This is a genomic window from Herbiconiux flava, from assembly GCF_013409865.1.
GTDB classification, from domain to species: Bacteria; Actinomycetota; Actinomycetes; order Actinomycetales; family Microbacteriaceae; genus Herbiconiux; species Herbiconiux flava.
Genome location: NZ_JACCBM010000001.1, coordinates 1,660,005 through 1,677,394, shown reverse-complemented (window position 1 = coordinate 1,677,394; position 17,390 = coordinate 1,660,005). Strand labels below are relative to the sequence as shown.

Sequence of the window (17,390 nt, the reverse complement as noted above, 5' to 3'; positions counted from 1 at the left end):
GAAAGGGGATGGGAGTGTGCGACCGGGCCGGCGGCTGATGTCGGTCGCACCTCGTGCAACGGGCCGTCACGGCCGCGTCTGTCCTCAATCTGGACCGATGGGCGGGTTCCGCCAGGCCCTTGCCACGGCCGCCCAGGCATGCAGCACGACGGCGACCCGACTCGGGCGCCTGAACGGCGGGGTGCCCCTGGAGGGACTCGAACCCCCAACCCTTTCCTTAGGACGGAACTGCTCTTCCATTGAGCTACAGAGGCTGACGTTTCGAGTTTAGCCGCCTCCCTGCGTCTATGGCGCTAGCCGACCGGTCTATTCGAGCGTAGAGTGGTCGCATGTCCCTCACCGCCAAAGCCGAGCAGACCCGCGGCTCCATCCTCGCCACCGGCGAGGAGCTGATGCTCGCGAAGGGCTTCACCGGCGTCGGCCTGCAGGAGATCCTGACCACCTGCGGCGTCCCGAAGGGCTCGTTCTACCACTACTTCTCCTCGAAAGAGGGCTTCGGCGTCGCCGTGCTCGAGCGCTACGTCGAGACCTACCTCGCCGCGGTCGACGCCCTGCTCGCCCAGCCGGGCACCGGGCGCGAGCGCATCCGCCTGCTCGGTGAGGCCTGGGCCGCACGGGCGGGCAGCGCCTCGGCCGGGCGGTGCCTCGTGGTGCAGCTGGCGGCCGAGGTCTCGGGCTTCTCCGAGCGGATGCGCGTCGCCCTCGCCGACGGCGTCGCCGCCCTCGTGGCGCTGTTCGCCGACGTCGTCGCCGAGGGCCAGGCCGACGGCTCGATCGCCGCCGGGGCACCGGCCCGCGAGCTCGCCGAGGCGCTCTACCAACTCTGGCTCGGAGCCGCCCTGCTCGACCGCCTCGCCCGCGACGGCACGCCCTTCGTGGCCGCGCTCGGCGCCACCGACCGCCTGCTCGACAGCCCCTGAGCGTCGAGCCCGGACCAGACCAGCCGATCCGACCCCATCCCACCCCACCCCGACCCCGACAATCCACAAACCCCAAGGAGACCCCCATGCGCGCCCTCACCCACGCCACCTTCGGCGACGCCCCCGACGTCCTCGACGTCACCGAGCTGCCCACCCCCGAGCCGGGCCCGGGCGAGGTGCGCGTGCGCACCGTGCTCTCCCCCATCCACAACCACGACCTGTGGACGATCCGCGGCACCTACGGATACAAGCCCGAGCTGCCCGCGCAGTCCGGCACCGAGGCCGTGGGCGTCGTCGACGCGCTCGGCGAGGGCGTCGACGCGCTCACGGTCGGCCAGCGCGTCGCCACCGGCGGCACCTTCGGCGTCTGGAGCGAGTACTTCGTCACGAAGGCGGCCGGCCTCATCCCGGTGCCCGACGCGATCAGCGACGAGACGGCCGCACAGCTCGTGTCGATGCCCTTCAGCGCCTTGAGCCTGCTCGACTTCCTCGACGTGCAGGAGGGTGACTGGATCCTGCAGAACACCGCGAACGGCGCCGTGGGCAAGCTGCTCGCCCAGTTCGCCGCCGCCCGCGGGGTGCGGGTGCTCGGGCTCGTGCGCCGCGACGCCGGTGTCGACGAGCTGGCCCGGGTGGGCATCCGCGACGTCGTGTCGACCGAGCACGACGGCTGGCGCGACCGGGTGGCCGAGCTGCTCGACGGCGCGAGCCCGCGGGCCGCCGTCGACTCCGTGGGCGGGGCCTCGGCCGGTGAGCTGCTGTCACTCCTCGGTGAGAACGGCACGCTCGTCTCGTTCGGCGCGATGGAGTCGGGCCAGCTCCAGCTCTCCTCGGGCGACCTGATCTTCAAGCAGGCCACCGTCAAGGGCTTCTGGGGCAGCACCGTCAGCCGCGACATGGACCCGGCCAAGCGCAACGCCCTCTTCGGCGAGCTGCTCCAGCGCGTCGGCTCGGGCGAGGTCGAACTGCCGGTCGAGGCCGTCTACCCGATCGAGCAGGGCCGCGAGGCCGCCGCCGCGAGCGCGGTGCCCGGCCGACGGGGCAAGATCCTGCTCAGCTTCTGACGACGAGCGGATGCGCGGCCGCCGCCTGAGCGAGCACCACCGCTCGGGCGGCCCGCGCCCGCACTCGCACCACCGCACCGACGGTCGGCACCACCACTCAGGCAGCCACCGCGAGGAACGGATCCCACGCCGGCTCGACCCGCTCCGCGCCCTTCACGGTCCACCCGGCCTGGTGCGGCATCCGCGGCGCGAACCGCAGAGACCACCCCATCTCGGCCGGCGTGCGATCGCCCTTGACGTTGTTGCAGCGCAGGCAGCAGGCCACGAGGTTCTCCCAGGTGTCCTTCCCACCCCGCGACCGGGGCTGCACGTGGTCGATCGTGCTGGCCGACCCGCCGCAGTACCCGCAGCGCTGCGAGTCGCGTCTCAGCACGCCGCGGCGCGAGACCGGCATCATCCGATTCGTGGGAACCCGCACGTAGCGGGTGAGCAGGATGACGGCCGGGCGGTCGAAGTCGGTGTCGATGCCGTGCACCGGATGCTCGGCATCCCGTGCCAGCACCCGGGCCTTGTCGTTCAGCACGAGCACGAGGGCCCGCTTGAACGACACGACGCCGAGCGGCTCATATCCTGCGTTGAGTACCAGTGTTCGCATGCTCTCCCTTTCGAAGAGACCTGGACGGCTTCCAGGTGTTCGACGTGCATCCGCTCATCGGGCGAACGGGGAGACGGGAGGGCACAAAAAAAGGCGCCGTCATGATGACAGCGCCGTGCATGCAGAACCGGGTATCTGGCTCTGACTCAGCCCACTCGTGTGCCGGCGGACGCGCAGCACGAGGCGATCCGTGGTGGGGATGCTCCTGCCCTGCGTCATCTGGCTCTCCGTGTTCTCGAGACGATCAGAGCGCCAGGATACGACAGAATCGGCGCGCCACCTACAGGTAGCGCGCCGATTCAGGTGCTGGTAACGAAGTGTTTACACTCCCCGAGCGGATGCTCGGCGGCCGATCCGGCCGGTCGGGACTCGACCGACTAAACGATCCGCACGAAGTAGTAGCTGCCCCACAGAGGGCGGTGCTCGACGTAGCGGCCCCAGTCGGGGGAATCGATCGATCCGCCGGCGCCGTCGTAGATGCCGACGTGGCCGATCGGCCAGATGATCAGGTCGCCGGCCTGCGCGTCGGCGGGCGAGATCGGGATGCCCATCGCGGCCTGGTTGCTGACGAGACGGGGCAGGTAGATGCCGAACTGACCGAAGACGTACTGGGTGAGGCCGTCGCAGCCGAAGCTGGTGTCGGGGCTCGCGCCGCTGCCGTAGGGCACCTTGCCGACGAACTGCTCGGCGTACTCGACGACCGCGGCACCGCTGTAGGCGCCCGAAGGCGGGTTCACCGTGAAGGCGCTCGAGCCCGCGGACGAACCCTTCTCGGCCGCAGCGGCCGCTGCGGTGGCGGCCGATGCTGCGGCGGCCTCGCGGGCGGCGGCGGCCTGGGTGGCGGCGACCGCGGCGGCGGCCCGCTCACGGCTGGCCTGCAGCTCCTCGGGCGTGGGAGCGGTGTAGTTGTCGCGGCTCACGGCCAGCGCCGCCGAGGCGTCGGGCACCACGAGCGTCTGGTTGCCGGCGAGCTCGCCATCGGTGGCGACGCCGGCCTCGAAGCTTCCGCCGCCGCCGAAGGCGTAGGCGGGCAGGGCCATCGTGGCCACGAGGGCGGCGGCGAAGGTCATGACGACCGCGCGGCCGGCGCTCTTCTTCGACGGCTTCGCGAACCGCGGCATCCGGATGCTCGGTCGCTGCGTCGCGATGGGAGCCGGCTTCTTCACCTCGAGAGCGGTCGTGGTGGCGCGGGCCTGCGCGCTGGGCGCGGGCACGGCGAGAACCATGTCCTTCGAGGGAGCCTCGACCGCGCTGCTCGCCGCTGCGGAGTTCAGAGCTTCGAGCTCTCGCAGGCGGCGCCGGGTCATCGGCTGTTCGGGTCGGTCGTTGTCGGGGTTCTGCTCGTTGTCGAGCGAATCACCAAGTGGGGCCAAGATTATTTTCCTCCGGCACCTCTCGCAGCAAGGGCAGCTGCTCCCGTCCACACCGAGTCCGTGTGCAGTCAGCGGCCAAGAGACGGGAATCGAGGTGTCTTGGCCCGTGTCCGCCGCCATTCGGGGGCCGGTGGACTCGTTAGAGAATACGGGAGGGGGGTGGCTTTGTCACCTTGAAACGGGGTGTTTTTAACATTTCGGTAACGCCCGTCGACGTCGACCCGGCTAGATGCCAACGAATATATGGCTCGCGACCTCGTTGGGCAGTTCGATGCCCTCGTCGAAACCTTCGACCTCTACCAGAACGTAGGAGCCGACCGCGGTGAAGGCGGCGGAGTTGCCCGGCACCACACCGGCTTGCTTCAGCTGCAGCAGCAGCTCGGGGTCGACCTGCGCGGGCTCGCCGAGCCGGCGGATGGTCTTGGTCTGCGGCCCGACCGCGCCGTGCACGAGGGTGACGATGTTGACGACGCCCTTGGTGAAGGGGATCGACTCCTTGTCGCCGAACGCATCCAGGCCCGGGATGGGGTTGCCGTAGGGCGACTCGGTGGGGTGGTCGAGCATCTCGAGGATGCGCCGCTCGACCTGCTCGCTCATCACGTGCTCCCAGCGGCACGCCTCGTCGTGCACGAGCTCCCACTCGAGGCCGATGACGTCGCTCAGCAGGCGCTCGGCGAGCCGGTGCTTGCGCATGACGGAGATGGCCTTCTTGCGGCCGACCTCGGTGAGCTCGAGGTGGCGGTCGAGCGAGACGACGACCAGGCCGTCGCGCTCCATGCGGCCGACGGTCTGAGACACGGTGGGGCCCGAGTGCCCGAGGCGCTCGGAGATGCGAGCGCGCAGGGGGTTGATGTTCTCCTCCTCGAGTTCGAGGATGGTGCGGAGATACATCTCGGTGGTGTCGATCAGATCTGCCAAGTGAATACTCCTTGCGGCCATGTGAGGCGTACCTAACCCAGCCTAGTGTTTCGCCGCGACATCGAGGCGGGTGCCCGCGTCGATACTATGGTGCCCATGGCCGAGATCCAGATTCCCACCGACCGACTCCCCGTAGACGGGCGCTTCGGCTGCGGCCCCTCGAAGGTGCGCCCCGGTCAGCTCGAAGACCTGCTCACCCGCGGCGCCTCGCTGCTCGGCACGAGCCACCGTCAGGCGCCGGTCAAGAACCTCGTCGGATCGGTGCGCGAGGGCTTGTCGTCGCTGTTCTCCCTCCCCGAGGGCTACGAGGTCGTGCTCGGCAACGGCGGCTCGACCGCGTTCTGGGACGCTGCGGCATTCGGGTTGATCCAGAACCGCGCCGAGAACCTCTCCTTCGGCGAGTTCGGCTCGAAGTTCGCCGCCGCCGCCGGGGCCCCGTGGCTCCAGGCGCCGCACGTGGTGAAGTCGGAGGCGGGATCGCGTGGCGAGATCGAGGTGCTGGAGGGCGTCGACGTCTACGCCTGGCCGCACAACGAGACCTCCACCGGCGTGATGGCCCCGGTGCGCCGGGTGCACGGCGACGCGGGAGCGCTCACCGTGGTCGACGCCACGAGCGCCGCGGGCGGCATCGACTTCGACGCGGCCGAGGCCGACGTCTACTACTTCGCCCCGCAGAAGAACTTCGCCAGCGACGGCGGCCTGTGGTTCGCCCTGATGTCGCCGGCCGCCCTCGAGCGGGTCGAGACGGTCGCGGCGTCCGGCCGCTACATCCCCGAGTTCCTCAGCCTGAAGAACGCCGTCGACAACTCGCGGCTGAACCAGACGCTGAACACCCCGGCGATCGCGACGCTCGTCATGCTCGACGACCAGGTCTCGTGGATCAACGGCAACGGCGGCCTCCCCTGGGCCTCGGCCCGCACGGCGGAGTCGTCGGGCTCGCTCTACGAGTGGGCCGAGAGCACCTCGTTCGCCCGGCCGTTCGTGGCCGACCCGTCGCACCGCTCGCAGGTCGTCGTGACGATCGACTTCGACGACTCGGTCGACGCCGCCGCCGTCGCGAAGGTGCTGCGCCAGAACGGCATCGTGGACACGGAGCCCTACCGCAAGCTCGGTCGCAACCAGCTGCGCGTGGCCACCTTCGTGGCCATCGAGCCGTCCGACGTGAAGCAGCTCATCGCGGCGATCGACTACGTCGTGGAGGCCCTGGCGGCCTGACCCGCCGGGGCGGGCGGGCCCTCAGGCCGGGTGGTGCAGAGGCTGCGCCACCGGTGCGTGCGAACGTTCGGCCGTGACGGCTCACCCGTCACCGATCATGCGCCACGGTCACCAGCGGCCGGATGCGGGCCCCTCGGCGTGCGGGTCGTCGAAGTCGTCCGCGTCGTCGTTGTCGTCGTGGCCGTCCGACTCGCCGTCGTCCACGTCGCCGTCGTCGTCGGACTCGTCGTCGCCCGCCTCGTCGTCGTCATCGCCGTCGTCGGACTCGTCGTCGTACGACAGGTCGTCCGAGCCGTCGGCCTCGGCGCCGGCCGCTGACGAGACGAGGTCGTCGTCGTCCGTGACGTGGTCGTCGAGGCCGATGCCGTCGTCGAGGTCGAGCACGTCATCGGCGTCGTCCAGGTCGTCGTCATCGGACTCGTCGCCATCATCATCGTCGTCGTCCGAGTCGTCATCGTCGGAGTCGTCGCTGTCGTCGTCGTCCGAATCGTCGTCGGAATCGACATCATCGTCGGAATCGTCGTCGTCGGAGTCGTCGCCGGCCTGGGCTGCGGCCAGCTCCTGAGCGAGCTGGTACTCGGCGAGGCGCTCCGACCAGGGCAGCCAGTCGGGGGCCACGAGGGCGCCCTCGCCCGGCAGCAGCTCGACCTCGAGCACCGACGGCGCGGAGTCCGCGTCGACGCGGCCGAGCGTGACGGTCCAGTGCCATCCGGGGTAGCCGGGCAGCCGGGTCGCGAAGAAGAGGCTCAGCACGTGATCCTCCTCGGCGCGATGCCCGATGACCTCGCCGACGGTCGCGCCGGGCGTGATCTCCCGCAGCGCGCTCCGCGCGAGCTCCACGGCCTTCAGCAGCACCTCGTCCACGACGGGCTCCGGCTTCGCCTCCACCGCGCCCTCGACAGGCTCCGCTGCGACCTCGTCGACCGCCGCCTCAGCCGCGTCCTCGTCCACCGCGGGCGCAGGCTCGGATGCGACCTCGTCCACCGCGGGCTCGGGTTCGGCCTGGGACGGGTTCTCGTCCACCTCGGGCTCAGGCTCCACGTCGGCCGCGATGTCGGCGTCGTCGCCGGACCCCAGCTCGTCCAGCACCTCGAGAACCTCCGCGGTCTCGATCACCTCGGCGATCTCCACGATCTCGATGCCGTCGGGCTCGACCGTGACGACCTCGGCCGCCAGCTCAACCACCTCGACCTCGACGTCAATCTCGACCTCGACCTCAGCGGCCAGCTCGACCTCGACCCCGCCCGAAGGCTCGACAGAGTCGGTCACCACCGAGGCCGGTTCGACGACGGTGTCGGCAGCGGTCACGGTCTCGTCACCGTCGCCCGGGGCGGCGGCACGGGCATCCGTCATCACGCGTCCAGCTCGTCGGCGACCTTGCGCAGCAGGGCCGCGATCTTGCGGCTGTGGGCGTTGTCGGGGTAGCGGCCGCGCTTGAGATTGCCGCCGATCGAGTCGAGCACCTTCACGAGGTCTTCGATGATGACGGCCATGTCGTCGGCCGGCTTGCGCGACATCTTCACGAGGCTCGGGGGCGCTTCGAGCACCCGCACCGAGAGAGCCTGGGCGCCGCGCTTGCCGTCGGCGATGCCGAACTCGAGCTTGGTGCCCGCCTTGACGGTGGCTCCCGCAGGCAGGGCGGACGCGTGCAGGAACACTTCTTGGCCGTCATCGCTGCTGATGAAGCCGAAGCCCTTCTCGTCGTCGTAGAACTTGACCTTGCCGGTGGGCATCGTGCATCTCCTCGTGTAATCGGCCCGAATACCGCTCGTGGCCGACTACCAGACTACCCGTGCCGGTATCCTCGGACTGTGAGTGATGCCGAGAACACCCCGCCGAGCCGAGTGCAGCGGTCGCTGACCTTCATGATCGCCGCGGTGATCGGTCTCTCGGTGCTCGCGTTCGTCGCCCTGCTCATCGGCCTGGCCACCCAGACGCTGAACTACGACCTGCAGATCTGGCAGGTCGTCTTCTTCGTGCCGTACTTCGGTCTGCCGATCGGCTTCGTGCTGATCTTCGTGCTGCTCATCATCAGCATCCGCCGTCGCCGGCAGGATGCCCGCGGGAGTAAATGAGCGATCCGCTCCCGCTCGCCCGCCGGCTCACCCGCCTCGACGACGACGCGCTCACCTCGCTGCTGCTGACCCGGCAGCCGCCTCCCCGCGAACTCCGCGACTTCTTCGACCTCGCCGACGCGCTGCTCGACCCCGCCTCGATCCGCCCGGCCCTGCGCACCCTGCCGCGTGCCGAGCTCCAGCGCCTCGCGTCCGGCACCGCGCCCGCCGACCTCGACACCGCGGTGGCGCTGGCCCTCGTGATCCCGGATACGGAGGCCGGCCCGAGCGTTCCCCCCGAGGTCGCCGAGACGGCCGGGTCGGTGATGTCCGAGCATCCGCTGCCCGATGGCCAGGGGGCTCAGGATGCGCGGCGCAGCCCTCAGGCCGACGACACCGCCGAGGTGCCCGAGCCGGTCGCCGCGACCGCCCGCGAGCGCGCCTTCACCGCGATCACCGCCGTGGCCGAGCTCGTGCAGCAGCTGCGCGTCGCCCCCGCCCGGGTGCGGGCGCGCGGCGGCGTCTCGGTCGCCGAGGAGAAGCGCCTCGCGCCCCTGCTCTCGCTCGAACCCGACGCGGTCGGCCCGCTGGCCGAGGTCGCGGTGGCGGCCGGACTCGCGGCGGTGGACGGCGAGGAGCTGCTGTCGACGGAGTCCGCCGACGCCTGGAGCGCCCTCTCCCCCGGCGGCCGCTGGCTGGCGCTCGCGCGCCGCTGGCTCAACGGGCTGCCCGCCCCGCTGCCGGAGCATCTGCGCACCGCCCGGGTCACCGACGCCGCCGCCCTCGACGCCGCTTATCCCGCCGCCGACGAGCCGATGCACGCGGCCCTGCTCGACGCCGCCGAGCGCGGCGAACTGTTGGGCGTCTGGGCGTCGGGACATCTCACCCTCTTCGGCCGCACGCTCTTCGACGCCGCGGACTCCCCCGCCGACGCGGGGCGCACCACCCCCGCGACCGGCACCGCCGCGGCCACCGACGCGGCCCCCACCGCGCTCGACACCACCGTGCTCGACACCTCCGCGCTCGACGCCGAGCTGCCGCCCGAGGTCGACCAGGTCTACCTCCAGCACGACCTCTCGGTGATCGCCCCCGGCCCCCTCTCCCCTGCCCTCGATGCCCGCCTCCGCCTCGCGGCCGACCTCGAGAACCGCGGCGTCGCCTCCTCGTACCGCATCTCGCAGCCGAGCATCGATCGCGCCCTGTCCTCGGGCGAGACCGAGCAGTCGCTCCATGAGTTCCTCGGCGCGCTCTCGCTCACCGGCATCCCGCAGGCGGTCGACTACCTGCTCACCGAAGGAGCCCGCCGGCACGGCTTGGTGCGGGTGCTCTCGCGTCCGCCGAGCGAGTCCCACCGCGAGGCCGACCAGTACCACGGCTCGGGGCAGCACCTCGGATCCGACCGGCACCCCGGCTCCGACCAGCGCGACGGCGGCGATCCGTTCCGCGCCGACGGCCGGTACCGCAGCTCCCCGCAGCACCGTGGTGCCGGCGAGGAGCCGCCCCGCACCCTCGTGCAGAGCGCCGACCCCTCTCTGCTGACCGCGCTGGCCGCCGATCAGGCGCTCTCGGCGCTCGGCCTCCGCCGCGACGGCGAGGGGGCGCTGGCCACCCGGGCGACCCCCGCATCCGCCTACTGGCTGCTGCTGGACGCCCGCTACCCCGTCATCGCCGAGGACGCCGACGGCCGCGTGCGCCTGATGCGCCGCGCCCGCGTGCTGCCGGCCCGCCCCGCGGCGAGCGCCGCCACCCCGCCGCCCGCCACCGCAGCCGTCACCGACCTCGTGCTGCGCCTGCGCGACGCCGCCCGCCGCAACCCCGACGACGCCGACGCCTGGACGGCGCGCCTGCTCGACCGCGCCGTGCGCGCCCGCACCCCCGTCACCATCGGGGTGCGGATGCCCGACGGCAGCACCACGCGTCTCGACGTCACCCCGCTGAGCCTCGCCAACGGACGCCTCCGCGTGTCCGACGAGCGGGCCGGCGTCGAGCGCACGGTGCCCGTGGCGAACATCGTCGAGCTCACGGCGCTCTGAGCCGATCGGCCACCCGCGCGCGGCCCTCCGCGCCCTCGGCGAACACGCCCAGGCTCACGGCGCTCTGACAGCCCCGGGCGACCGCCCCGCCCCAGGCCGCCGTAGACTTGAGGACTATGCCCGACGGCCCTCTCATCGTCCAAAGCGACCGCACCGTGCTGCTCGAGGTCGCGCATCCGCAGGCCGAAGCCGCCCGCCACGAGCTCGCTGTCTTCGCCGAGCTCGAGCGCGCGCCCGAGCACATCCACACCTACCGCATCACCCGGCTCGGCCTCTGGAACGCCCGCGCCGCCGGCCACAGCGCCGACGAGATCCTCGCCACGCTCGAGAGCTACTCGAAGTTCGCGGTGCCGCAGTCGGTGACCATGGAGATCGTCGAGACCATCGGCCGCTACGGCAAGCTCGTGATCGAGCGCCGCCCCGACGGCATCCTCACCCTGCGCTCCACCGACCCGGCCGTGCTGACCGAGATCACGCGCGGCAAGAAGGTCGCCCCGCTGCTGACCGAGAAGAACGACGACGGCACCTGGAGCATCGAGGCCTGGGCCCGCGGGCAGCTCAAGCAGGAGCTGATCAAGCTCGGCTGGCCCGCCGACGACCTGGCCGGCTTCACCCCCGGCACCCCGCACGAGATCGACCTCGACGAGACCAGCTGGCACCTCCGCGGCTACCAGCAGCAGGCCGTCGACAACTTCGCCGAGCACGGTTCCGGCGTGGTCGTGCTGCCCTGTGGCGCGGGGAAGACGCTCGTCGGTGCCGCGGCGATGGCGGCGGTGAAGACGAACACGCTCATCCTGGTCACGAACACGGTGTCGGCGAGGCAGTGGCGCGCCGAGCTGCTGAAGCGCACGAGCCTCACCGAGGAGGAGATCGGCGAGTACTCGGGCCAGCTCAAGGAGATCAAGCCGGTCACGATCGCGACCTACCAGATCCTCACGGCCAAGCGCGGCGGCAAGTACGCCCACCTCGAGCTGCTCGACGCCCTCGACTGGGGTCTCGTGGTCTACGACGAGGTGCACCTGCTGCCCGCCCCGGTGTTCAAGCTCACCGCCGACCTGCAGGCCCGCCGCCGCCTCGGCCTCACCGCCACGCTCGTGCGGGAGGACGGCCGCGAGAGCGACGTCTTCAGCCTGATCGGCCCCAAGCGCTTCGACGCCCCGTGGAAGGAGATCGAGGCCCAGGGCTACATCTCCCCCGCCGAGTGCTTCGAGGTGCGGGTCGACCTGCCCTTCGACGAGCGGATGATCTACGCCGCCGCATCGGACGACGAGCGCTACCGGCTCGCCGCCACCGCCCCCGCGAAGCTCGACGCGACGAAGCGGCTCATCGAGCAGCACCGCGGGGAGCGCATCCTCGTCATCGGCCAGTACCTGGATCAGCTGGAGCAGCTCTCGGCGGCCCTCGGCGCCCCGCAGATCACGGGCGCCACGCCGGTGGCCGAGCGCGAGCGGCTGTTCCAGGCCTTCCGCGACGGCGAGGAGAAGATCCTCGTGGTGTCCAAGGTCGCGAACTTCTCGATCGACCTGCCGGAGGCGAGCGTCGCCATCCAGGTCTCGGGCTCGTTCGGCTCGCGCCAGGAGGAGGCCCAGCGCCTCGGCCGTCTGCTGCGGCCGAAGGAGTCGGGCCTCACGGCGAGCTTCTACACGCTCGTCGCGCGCGACACCGTCGACCAGGAGTTCGCCCAGAACCGCCAGCGCTTCCTCGCCGAGCAGGGCTACGCCTACACGATCCTCGACGCGGAGCCGGCGGCCGCGTAGCCCGGTCGGGCCGGGTGCGGTCATGGATGCCGTGCCGCCAGCTCCCAGGTTGCGCCCAGCGAACCCGCAGATACTAGGAGCATGACCGGTCCTCGCATCCTGATCGTCGACGACGAACCCAACATCCGCGATCTGCTCACCACGAGCCTCCGCTTCGCCGGCTTCGCCGTGCGCGCGGTCTCGAACGGTGCGCAGACCATCTCGGCGGTGCTCGAGGAGGAGCCCGACCTGATCATCCTGGACGTCATGCTGCCCGACATGAACGGCTTCGGCGTCACAAAGCGTCTGCGCGCGGCCGGCTACACCGCGCCCATCCTCTTCCTCACGGCGAAGGACGACACGGAAGACAAGATCACGGGCCTCACCGTCGGCGGCGACGACTACGTCACCAAGCCGTTCAGCCTCGACGAGATCGTGGCGCGCATCAAGGCGATCCTCCGCCGCACCATGCAGGCCGACGAGGACGCGATCATCCGCGCCGGTGAGCTGACCATGGATCAGGACACGCACGAGGTCTTCGTCGGCGACACCGCCATCGAACTCTCGCCCACCGAGTTCAAGCTGCTGCGCTACCTGATGCTGAACCCGAACCGGGTGCTGTCGAAGGCGCAGATCCTCGACCACGTCTGGGAGTACGACTTCAACGGCGACGCCGGCATCGTCGAGAGCTACATCTCCTACCTGCGCCGCAAGCTCGACGCACACACCGAGGAGTCGCTCATCCAGACCAAGCGCGGCTTCGGGTACATGCTGAAGGTGAGCAAGGCGTAGCCTTTCCCTCAGCATGCACGCCATTCTGAGGCAGTGGAACTCCATCTCCCTGCGCACCAAGATCACCGGTGTGACGGTCCTGATGCTGACCTTCGGGCTGGTGGTCTCGGGCGTCGGCACCATGGTGGTGCTGCGCACGTATCTGCTCCAGCAGGTCGACTCGCAGCTCGATCAGGCGAGCGCCGACCCCTCCCCCTTCCTCGGGCCGAACGCGTCGAGCACCTCGTTCAACATCCAGGACATCACGTCGGCGCCTGACGACTACTTCGTGGGTCTGCTCGACGCCTCGGGCAACCTGATCGTCAGCAACTGGGCCGATAAAGACTCCGGCACGATGCCCGCCGCCCTGGTCGACCTCGACACCGCGAACCAGCTCGGCGGCAAGGTCTTCACGGTCGACTCGGTCGACCACAGTGCCGAGTGGCACGCCGTCACGACGATGGTCGAGCTGTTCGGCGGCGACGGCTTCGGCACGGTGGTGATCGCGAAGTCGCTGGTCGAGACCGAGAAGACGACAGCGACCTACCTGTCGATCTTCCTCGCCTTCGGCATCGGCGTGGTCATCCTGGGCGCCATGCTCACGCGGCTGCTCGTGACGTCGACCTTCGGCCCGCTGCGGGAGGTGGAGCGCACCGCCGCGGCCATCGCCGACGGCGGCGACTTCAGCCGCCGCATGTCGGATGCGATGCCGGAGACCGAGGTCGGGCGCCTGAACCGCTCCCTCAACACGATGCTCTCCCGCATCGACAGCGCTTTCGCCGACCGTGCCCGCACGATCGACCAGATGCGCCGCTTCGTCGGCGACGCCTCGCACGAGCTGCGCACCCCGCTCGTCTCGGTGCGCGGCTACGCCGAGCTCTACCGCATGGGTGCGCTGCAGACCCCCGACGACGTCGCCCAGGCCATGGACCGCATCGAGAAGGAGGCGATCCGCATGGGCACCCTCGTCGAGGACCTGCTCGAGCTGGCCCGCCTCGACGAGACCCGGCCCCTGCAGCTCGCTCCCGTCGACCTGCTGCCCCTCTCGATCGATACGGCATCGGATGCGCGTGCCGCGAGCCCCGGCCGCGAAGTCACCGTGCGCACCCCCGTCGGCCCGCCTGCCGTACCGTTCAGCCCGGTGCTCGAGGCTCCGGCGGAGGAGCAGGCCGACGCTCCCGCCGAGGACGCCCCACCCGGTTCGGCGTATCAGCCGTTGGACGGCGAGGAGCAGCCCCCCGCCGGCAGCCCAAAGCCGTCGCTGTACGTGTCGGCGGAGCCGCGGGAGCCCTCGACCGGCTCTCTCTACACGACCGGAGCGGTCGAGCCCGTGACGCCGACGACCCCCGATCCCGTCGCGGAGACGTTGGAGCTCGCCGAAGCCTTGTCACCCGTCATCCCTGACGTACCTCTTTCACCTGCCTCGTCGGACATGGCCTCCGAGACGGTCGTCGCACCCCAGGAATCGGCCGAACCTTCCGCGGCCGCAGAGACCACCCCGCCTCCGGCCGTCGGAAAGCCCGCGCGGGCCTGGGGGCTTCCGCGGGGCGGTTCGGCCTTCGCCTCGGGGCAGTCGGCCGCCCGTTCGGCCGGATCGTCCGCCGCCACCCCCGACGGCGGGGCCGGCACCCCGGCCGACACCACCGGGCCCATCGGCACGCCGGCCCGCAAGGGCGCCTCGGCGTCGGTGCGGTCGTCGGCGAACGCGGCCATGGCGCGGCTGCGGCGTCGGCCAAAGACGGCGGGCGGAGCATCCGGAGACCCCGCCCTCGACGGCACCGAGGAGTTCGCCGCGACCGGTGAGATCGAGCTGACGCCTGCGGTGCGGCCGATCGTGCTGGCCGAGGAGAACAAGATCCGGCAGGTGCTGACCAACCTGATCGGCAACGCTCTGCGCTTCACCGACGCCGACAGCCCGATCGAGCTCGTGGTTCAGGTCGACGAGGCCGCGGGCGTGGCGATGGTCGACATCGTGGACCACGGTGACGGCATCCCGCCGCAGATCCGCGAGAAGATCTTCCAGCGCTTCTGGCGCGCCGACTCCTCGCGCACGCGCGAGACGGGCGGCTCGGGCCTCGGCCTCGCGATCGTCTCGTCGATCGTGGCAGCCCACCACGGCACCGTGCAGGCGCTCGAGACGCCGGGCGGTGGCGCGACCTTCCGCGTGACCCTCCCCCTCATGGACGCCCCCGCCCCGCCTGCCCCTGCCCCCCTGTAAGTAGGCAGAAACCGAGCATTCATCAGCTTCGTCTGACAGAATTTCAGGTTGATCTCAGCCGCTCGCCTGCACGAGATCGCCGCCGAAATCCGCGGCGATCAACGCTCGAGCCTGGCCGACCTGACTGACGACGAACTGCTCGAAATGCTTGCCGCTCACGAAGTCCTCGGGCGCGCGGCGAGGGCGCTGCAGGGCCGGCTCAGCGGCGAGGTCGGGGTGCCGTCGCGCACCGAACTCGGCAACGAGGCCTGAGCCGGTCACAATCATCCGCCCGGAAGAACCGACATCGACGATGGCGTCTTCTCCGCCACTTCCACCACTCACACCTGCACAAATCACCGTGGAAATTGACCATGCACGAGGGTGTGCCTCATCTCATTCCACCCAGATGGGTCGACACGGAACAGAAGCCTATTCCGACGACCCGTCGACGCACCATCCGGCGACCCGCCGCCTAAACCAGCCACCGCATCCGTAGGCAAGCGCGAAGCGCGCGGCAGCACACCCGGCTGCCGCGCGCTCACGCGATTACCCGAGATGATCATGGCTGGGTCGGTAGAAGCAACTTCCGTCATCCGGGTGCACCCGCGGGCTGAGATCCGAGCGGCGAAGGACCGTCGGGGAACGCAGAAGGGCGGCTCCCGGAGGAGCCGCCCTGTGGGGTAGTGCAGTGGTGCAGTGGTGCGTGCGGCGCGAGCCGCGGGTGGGGTGACGCGGCGCGGGCCGCGGCACCCCGTGCGGACTAGAAGTCCATGCCGCCCGTGGGGTCGCCGGCCGGAGCCGGGTTCTTCTCGGGCTTCTCGGCGACGACGACCTCGGTGGTGAGGAAGAGGCCGGCGATCGACGCGGCGTTCTGCAGCGCCGAGCGGGTGACCTTGGCCGGGTCGATGATGCCGGCGGCCAGGAGGTCGACGTACTCACCGGTCGCGGCGTTCAGGCCCCAGCCGTAGTCGAGCTCGCGCACCTTGGCGGCGACGACACCCGGCTCCATGCCGGCGTTGAAGGCGATCTGCTTCAGGGGCGCCTCGATGGCGACCTTGACGATGTTCGCACCGGTGGCCTCGTCACCGACGAGGTCGAGGTTCGCGAACGCGGTCTTGCCGGCCTGGATGAGGGCGACGCCACCACCGGCGACGATGCCCTCTTCGACGGCGGCCTTGGCGTTGCGCACGGCGTCTTCGATGCGGTGCTTGCGCTCCTTCAGCTCGACCTCGGTGGCGGCACCGGCCTTGATGACCGCGACACCGCCGGCGAGCTTGGCGAGACGCTCCTGGAGCTTCTCACGGTCGTAGTCGCTGTCGGTGTTCTCGATCTCGGCACGGATCTGAGCCACGCGGCCGGCGATGGCGTCGGCGTCGCCGGCACCCTCGACGATGGTGGTCTCGTCCTTCGTGATGACGACCTTGCGGGCCTGGCCGAGCAGGTCGAGGGAGACGTTCTCGAGCTTGAGGCCGACCTCCTCGGAGATGACCTGGCCGCCGGTGAGGATCGCGATGTCCTGCAGCTGCGCCTTGCGACGGTCGCCGAAGCCGGGAGCCTTGACGGCGACCGACTTGAAGATGCCACGGATCTTGTTCACGACGAGCGTGGCCAGGGCCTCGCCGTCGACGTCCTCAGCGATGATGAGGAGCTGCTTGCCGGTCTGGATGACCTTGTCGACGATCGGCAGCAGGTCCTTGATGTTCGAGACCTTCGAGTTGACGATCAGGATGTAGGGGTCTTCGAAGACCGCTTCCTGACGCTCGGGGTCGGTGACGAAGTACGCCGACAGGTAGCCCTTATCGAAGCGCATGCCCTCGGTCAGCTCGAGCTCGGTGCCGAAGGTGTTCGACTCCTCGACGGTGACGACACCCTCCTTGCCGACCTTGTCGATGGCCTCGGCGATGATGGCGCCGATCTCGGGGTCGGCGGCGGAGATCGACGCGGTGGCGGCGATCTCTTCCTTGGTCTCGATCTCCTTGGCGTTCTTGATCAGCTCGGCGGAGACGGCCGCGACGGCCTTCTCGATGCCCTTCTTGAGGCTGATGGGGTCGGCGCCGGCGGCCACGTTGCGGAGGCCCTCCTTGACGAGCGCCTGAGCGAGCACGGTCGCGGTGGTTGTTCCGTCACCCGCGACGTCGTCGGTCTTCTTGGCGACCTCCTTGACGAGCTCGGCACCGATCTTCTCGTAGGGGTCGTCGAGCTCGATCTCCTTGGCGATGGACACGCCGTCGTTGGTGATCGTGGGGGCGCCCCACTTCTTCTCGAGGACGACGTTGCGACCGCGCGGGCCGAGCGTGACCTTGACGGCATCGGCGAGCGTGTTCAGGCCACGCTCGAGGCCGCGGCGGGCCTCTTCATCGAAAGCAATGATCTTTGCCATGTGTGTTTCTCGTCCTCCCTGGACGTCATCAAAGATTCAGCGGTTAGCACTCGAACTTCATGAGTGCTAAACCAATATTGGCACTCGGGGTGCGCGAGTGCAAGTGAACCTGTGACGACGCCGGGCATGGC

Annotated in this window: 15 protein-coding genes and 1 tRNA gene; 9 read left to right on the top strand and 7 right to left on the bottom strand. The window is 70.3% G+C overall.

Going from position 1 to position 17,390, the window contains the following annotated elements:
• Window positions 1-182: 182 nt before the first annotated feature.
• A tRNA-Arg gene (locus BJ984_RS08160) sits at window positions 183-254 on the bottom strand.
• A 75-nt stretch (window positions 255-329) separates the two neighbouring features.
• Between BJ984_RS08160 and BJ984_RS08155 the strand changes: the two genes are divergently transcribed.
• On the top strand, window positions 330-920 hold the full coding sequence (locus BJ984_RS08155) for a TetR/AcrR family transcriptional regulator (protein WP_179547577.1): 591 nt from the start codon (window positions 330-332) through the stop codon (window positions 918-920).
• Window positions 921-1,006: 86 nt separating this feature from the next.
• Entirely contained in the window at window positions 1,007-1,984 is a 978-nt protein-coding gene (locus BJ984_RS08150; RefSeq protein WP_179547576.1) for a zinc-binding dehydrogenase, read from the top strand.
• 97 nt (window positions 1,985-2,081) lie between these two features.
• On the opposite strand, the gene BJ984_RS08145 is transcribed toward BJ984_RS08150, so the two are convergent.
• The 3 genes from BJ984_RS08145 to BJ984_RS08135 form a co-directional block, all read right to left on the bottom strand.
• Window positions 2,082-2,579: an HNH endonuclease gene (locus tag BJ984_RS08145; RefSeq protein ID WP_173183540.1), complete on the bottom strand. Its 498-nt coding sequence runs from the start codon at window positions 2,577-2,579 to the stop codon at window positions 2,082-2,084.
• 377 nt (window positions 2,580-2,956) lie between these two features.
• Window positions 2,957-3,952: a C40 family peptidase gene (locus tag BJ984_RS08140; protein ID WP_179547575.1), complete on the bottom strand. Its 996-nt coding sequence runs from the start codon at window positions 3,950-3,952 to the stop codon at window positions 2,957-2,959.
• A gap of 225 nt (window positions 3,953-4,177) precedes the next feature.
• On the bottom strand, window positions 4,178-4,870 hold the full coding sequence (locus BJ984_RS08135) for an iron-dependent transcriptional repressor DtxR (protein WP_173183538.1): 693 nt from the start codon (window positions 4,868-4,870) through the stop codon (window positions 4,178-4,180).
• A 96-nt stretch (window positions 4,871-4,966) separates the two neighbouring features.
• On the opposite strand from BJ984_RS08135, the gene serC reads away from it, so the two are divergent.
• Window positions 4,967-6,085, top strand: coding sequence for a phosphoserine transaminase (serC, locus tag BJ984_RS08130; RefSeq protein ID WP_173183537.1), 1,119 nt, complete (start codon window positions 4,967-4,969; stop codon window positions 6,083-6,085).
• A gap of 108 nt (window positions 6,086-6,193) precedes the next feature.
• Here the strand turns inward: serC and BJ984_RS08125 are convergent, their stop codons facing one another.
• Together BJ984_RS08125 and BJ984_RS08120 are read right to left on the bottom strand one after the other, a co-directional pair.
• Window positions 6,194-7,438, bottom strand: coding sequence for a DUF3027 domain-containing protein (locus BJ984_RS08125; protein ID WP_179547574.1), 1,245 nt, complete (start codon window positions 7,436-7,438; stop codon window positions 6,194-6,196).
• Window positions 7,438-7,818 (bottom strand): cold-shock protein, encoded by a 381-nt coding sequence (locus tag BJ984_RS08120; RefSeq protein ID WP_179547573.1) that lies wholly within the window; start codon window positions 7,816-7,818, stop codon window positions 7,438-7,440. Before BJ984_RS08120 ends, BJ984_RS08125 begins: the two co-directional genes overlap by 1 nt.
• 78 nt (window positions 7,819-7,896) lie before the next feature.
• Here BJ984_RS08120 and BJ984_RS08115 point away from each other — a divergent pair, with 78 nt between their 5' ends.
• From BJ984_RS08115 to BJ984_RS08085, 6 genes are all read left to right on the top strand, one after another.
• A complete protein-coding gene (locus BJ984_RS08115; RefSeq protein WP_173183534.1) occupies window positions 7,897-8,160 on the top strand; it encodes a hypothetical protein in 264 nt (87 codons plus the stop codon).
• Complete coding sequence (locus BJ984_RS08110; RefSeq protein WP_179547572.1) at window positions 8,157-10,172, top strand: helicase-associated domain-containing protein; 2,016 nt, start codon at window positions 8,157-8,159, stop codon at window positions 10,170-10,172. The genes BJ984_RS08115 and BJ984_RS08110 overlap by 4 nt, the downstream gene beginning before the upstream one ends.
• A 116-nt stretch (window positions 10,173-10,288) precedes the next feature.
• The gene (locus BJ984_RS08105; protein ID WP_179547571.1) at window positions 10,289-11,929 is read left to right on the top strand and encodes a DNA repair helicase XPB; all 1,641 of its coding nucleotides are present in this window, start codon (window positions 10,289-10,291) and stop codon (window positions 11,927-11,929) included.
• A gap of 81 nt (window positions 11,930-12,010) precedes the next feature.
• Window positions 12,011-12,700: a response regulator transcription factor gene (locus BJ984_RS08100; protein ID WP_066040896.1), complete on the top strand. Its 690-nt coding sequence runs from the start codon at window positions 12,011-12,013 to the stop codon at window positions 12,698-12,700.
• Window positions 12,701-12,713: 13 nt separating this feature from the next.
• Window positions 12,714-14,897: an ATP-binding protein gene (locus tag BJ984_RS18615; RefSeq protein WP_246306448.1), complete on the top strand. Its 2,184-nt coding sequence runs from the start codon at window positions 12,714-12,716 to the stop codon at window positions 14,895-14,897.
• Between the two features lie 48 nt (window positions 14,898-14,945).
• Window positions 14,946-15,149 (top strand): hypothetical protein, encoded by a 204-nt coding sequence (locus BJ984_RS08085; RefSeq protein ID WP_179547570.1) that lies wholly within the window; start codon window positions 14,946-14,948, stop codon window positions 15,147-15,149.
• Between the two features lie 490 nt (window positions 15,150-15,639).
• Here the strand turns inward: BJ984_RS08085 and groL are convergent, their stop codons facing one another.
• Window positions 15,640-17,259, bottom strand: coding sequence for a chaperonin GroEL (gene groL / locus BJ984_RS08080; protein WP_179547569.1), 1,620 nt, complete (start codon window positions 17,257-17,259; stop codon window positions 15,640-15,642).
• Between the last annotated feature and the right edge of the window lie 131 nt (window positions 17,260-17,390).